Raw genomic sequence first — 742 nt, forward strand, 5'->3', positions numbered from 1 at the left:
TTGTCGAAACTCGAAACCAAGGCCCAGACTCCTGCTCTTCGCAGCAAGCCTGGAAGACTTCTTGTTACTTACGCTTGATTAAAAGCACCTGACTTTCTTCCCCTCACCTTCGCCTCACGGCGTCGGCGGGGTACTCTCGTCAGGGCTTCTGCGAGAACTTCTCTCAGCAGAAATTGAACTTACCCTTCGTATGCACTTGTCAAAGAACGCTTCTCTATACTTCAGAGAAAACTTGTGTGGAGCTGATCGGGATCGAACCGACGACATCCAGCTTGCAAAGCTGGCGCTCTCCCAGCTGAGCTACAGCCCCGGGAAAATTGCCCACGGCCATTCTACCATGCTGGTGCGCGTCACCGCTTCCCTCCTCCTTGGGAGGAAAATGGTGGGCCTAGGTGGACTTGAACCACCGACCTCGCGCTTATCAGGCGCGCGCTCTAGCCAGCTGAGCTATAGGCCCAGGGGGCTACCGCGTCGGCAAACCCTACAGCGTCCTTCATTCTCAAAGAGCCAAGTCGCATGGACTCAGTCCTTCAAAACCAAACAGCAAGCCCAAAGTAAGTCGCTAGATTGTTATTCGGAAACGTTGACCTGGTTGACCTGACGCGACTCGAAAGTCGCTGGCATCGCCTACTGCGTCCGAAGACGCTGTCCGATGCCCGGTCTCCTTAGAAAGGAGGTGATCCAGCCGCAGGTTCCCCTACGGCTACCTTGTTACGACTTCACCCCAGTTACCGACCACTCC

At 55.3% G+C, this 742-nt stretch carries 2 tRNA genes and 1 rRNA gene; all 3 read right to left on the minus strand.

What is annotated here, in order from left to right:
* Positions 1-237 precede the first annotated feature (237 nt).
* Positions 238-310: transfer RNA gene (locus tag FMQ63_RS37135), tRNA-Ala, on the minus strand.
* A 70-nt stretch (positions 311-380) separates the two neighbouring features.
* Positions 381-457 (minus strand) — tRNA-Ile (locus FMQ63_RS37140).
* 212 nt (positions 458-669) lie between these two features.
* Positions 670-742: ribosomal RNA gene (locus FMQ63_RS37145) — 16S ribosomal RNA — on the minus strand; the annotation flags it as partial.

Source organism: Myxococcus sp. CA005 (assembly GCF_006518205.1).
In the GTDB taxonomy this organism is placed as follows: Bacteria; Myxococcota; Myxococcia; order Myxococcales; family Myxococcaceae; genus Myxococcus; species Myxococcus xanthus.